At 65.4% G+C, this 3,050-nt stretch carries 2 protein-coding genes and 1 pseudogene; 2 read left to right on the forward strand and 1 reads right to left on the reverse strand.

Annotated elements, in window-relative coordinates:
• Positions 1 to 227: 227 nt before the first annotated feature.
• Entirely contained in the window at positions 228 to 1,187 is a 960-nt protein-coding gene (locus VKP01_RS00765) for an L-malyl-CoA/beta-methylmalyl-CoA lyase (protein WP_324409734.1), read from the reverse strand.
• A 258-nt stretch (positions 1,188 to 1,445) separates the two neighbouring features.
• Here VKP01_RS00765 and dgcN point away from each other — a divergent pair, with 258 nt between their 5' ends.
• Together dgcN and VKP01_RS00775 are read left to right on the forward strand one after the other, a co-directional pair.
• Positions 1,446 to 2,447, forward strand: a complete 1,002-nt coding sequence (gene dgcN / locus VKP01_RS00770; RefSeq protein WP_324409735.1) for an N-acetyltransferase DgcN — start codon at positions 1,446 to 1,448, stop codon at positions 2,445 to 2,447.
• Positions 2,448 to 2,523: 76 nt separating this feature from the next.
• Positions 2,524 to 3,050 (forward strand): annotated as a pseudogene (locus VKP01_RS00775) (dipeptide epimerase); the annotation flags it as partial.

Consider the following 3,050-nt stretch of genomic DNA (forward strand, 5'->3'; position numbering starts at 1 on the left):
CGGACCGCTCTCGGCGACACCGGGGATCGTAGTGTAGAAACCCGCCGGCGAAATCAGCAGCCAGAGCGCGGTAATCGCGAACCACGCGGCCAGGACGAAAAGTGGAAATCGTGTCATGCAGCACCTCCTTTGCCCATAAGACGAGGCAGAGGCGCGCCTTGTGACAGCGGCGCACGAAAAAACCGGCGCAGCCGTGCCGCGCCGGGTCTGTTTTGTTCGTATGCGGGTTACTGACCCGAGATCATCTCGGCCTGTTTGACGATCACCTCGGCCTGCTTGATCGAGGCGATATCGACCAGACGGCCCTTGTAGGTCGTGGCCCCCTCACCGCGTGCGGTCGCCTCTTCCATCGCCTGAAGGATCTCACGCGCTTCCGCGACCGCCTCGTCGGACGGGGTGAAAATCTCATTGGCAAGGGCGATCTGCTTGGGGTGTATCGCCCATTTGCCGACCATCCCGAGCGTGGCAGACCGGCGCGCCTGCGCGCGAAAGCCTTCGTCATCCGAGAAATCGCCGAACGGGCCATCGACCGGCAAAATACCATGCGTGCGGCAGGCCGCGACAATCGCGGTCTGCGCCCAATGCCACGGGTCCGACCAGTATTTCGCGCCCTCATGCAGCATGTAGTAATTCTCCTGCGTGCCGCCGATGCCGGTGGTGGACATGCCCATCGAGGCCGCGAAATCGGCAGCCCCGAGGCTCATCGCCTGCATCCGTGGGCTGGCGGCGGCGATCTCCTCGACATGGGCGATGCCGGCGGCGGATTCGATGATCACCTCGAAACCGATCCGCTTTTTGCGTCCCTTTGCGGCCTCGACTGCGGTTACGAGCGCGTCGACAGCATAGATATCCCCGCCGCATCCCACCTTGGGAATCATGATCTGATCGAGCCGGTCACCGGCCTGTTCCAGAAGGTCCACCACGTCGCGATACCAGAACGGCGAATCGAGGCTGTTGATGCGCACCGAGAGAGTTTTCTTGCCCCAGTCTACGCTGTTGATCGCCTCGATCGTATTCTTGCGCGCCACATCCTTGTCCGTGGGGGCCACGGAATCCTCAAGGTCGATATTGATCACGTCCGCAGCACTTGCCGCCATTTTCTCGAACAGCTTGGTGTTGGAGCCGGGGCCGAACAGCTGGCAGCGGTTCGGACGGGCGGGCGGCGGCGGTTGCAGGCGAAAGCTCATCTTGGGGTCGCTCCGTTGGTTAAGGAAATTGCGTGAACGTCGCGGCTTTGGGTATGAAATTGCGCACCGCTCTGCAAGCGGCTTTTCCGTCGCGGATCACGCTGGCCACGCATGAGCACGGATCGCAGAAAATTCGGGCGTCCGGACGATTTGCAGCAGGATCATGCGATAATTCTGCCTTTCGCATTGAAATGCGTATGAAATCGCGTTTGAGTCATCGCAAATTCCCCTGAATTCCGAACGCTTGGAGCATCTGCCATGATCGAGACCCCCTATCTGTTGTTCCTGGGCGATGCGCCCGACATGCTGGCCGCCAAGGTGGCCATCGGCATCCGCGACTGGCGCCCCGAGAATGCCCTGGGCCAGTTCCGGCTGCCCGGCTGCGGGGCCGATCTGGGGCTGACCGATATGACGCTGGAAGAGGCGAAAGCCGCAGGCGTCAAGACTGTCGTCATCGGCGTGGCGAATCGCGGCGGCATCATCAGCCCAGAATGGAAGAAGGTGCTGGTCGCCGCATTGGAAGAGGGGTTCGATCTCGCCTCCGGGCTTCACAACCTGCTGCGCGACGAGCCCGACCTCAAGGCCGTGGCCGAGGCGACCGGGCGCACCCTGCATGACGTGCGCGTGCCGTCGGTCAAATATCCGATCGCCGACGGGGTGAAGCGGCGCGGCAAGCGGTGTCTGGCCGTGGGCACCGATTGCTCGGTCGGCAAGATGTATACCGCCATGGCGATGGAGCGCGAGATGCGAGCGCGCGGCCTGAAGGCGACGTTCCGCGCCACCGGGCAGACCGGCATCCTGATCACCGGCGACGGCGTGCCGCTCGACGCGGTGGTGGCCGATTTCATGGCCGGGTCGGTGGAGTGGCTCACGCCCGACAACGACCCCGACCACTGGGATCTGATCGAGGGGCAGGGGAGCCTGTTTCACGTCTCCTATTCCGGGGTGACGATGGCGCTCATCCATGGCGGGCAGCCCGACGCGCTGATCCTCAGCCACGAGCCGACGCGCAGCCACATGCGCGGCCTGCCGGGCTATGGCATGCCGACGCTCGCGCAATTGCGCGACACCGCGCTGCCGCTCGCGCGGATCGCCAACCCCGACTGCCAGGTTGTGGGCGTGTCGGTGAACACGCAGCACATGGACGACGAGGGCGCGCGGAACTACCTCGCCGAGGTCGAGGCCGAGATGGGCCTGCCCGCAACCGACCCCTACCGCTTCGGATCGGCCAAGTTGGTGGACGCGCTCGCCGCGCTCTGATCCGGGCGGCCCGCGCGGGGCATCTGCCGGATGCCTCCGGCGGGAGTATTTCTGGAACGATGAAAGGGGGATGTGCGTGAAGATCGAGGTGACACGCGATACGTTCCGGCTGGCGCAGGTCTTTACCATCAGTCGCGGGTCGCGGACCGAGGCGCAGGTATTGACCGTGTATGTCCGGGACGGCGGCATGACAGGCTGGGGCGAATGCGTGCCCTATGCCCGCTACGACGAGACACTCGACAGCGTGGCGGCACAGATCGAGGGGCTGCCGGGCGATCTGACGCGCGATGGGCTTTACGGGCTGCTGCCTGCCGGGGCGGCGCGCAACGCGGTGGATTGCGCGCTGTGGGATCTCGAGGCAAAGCGCGCGGGGCGCCGCGCCTGGGAGCTGGCCGGGCTGCCCGCGCCGGGGCCCGAGATCACCGCCTATACGCTCTCGCTCGACAGCCCCGGCGCAATGCAGGCGCAGGCCGCGAAGCACGCGCATCGCCCGCTGCTCAAGATCAAGCTGGGCACGCCCGACGACATGCCCCGGCTCGAGGCGGTGCGGCGCGGCGCGCCCGGGGCCCGCATCATCGTCGATGCCAACGAGGGCTGGAGCGC

It is taken from the genome of Saliniramus sp., assembly GCF_035311605.1.
GTDB lineage: Bacteria > Pseudomonadota > Alphaproteobacteria > Rhizobiales > Beijerinckiaceae > Saliniramus.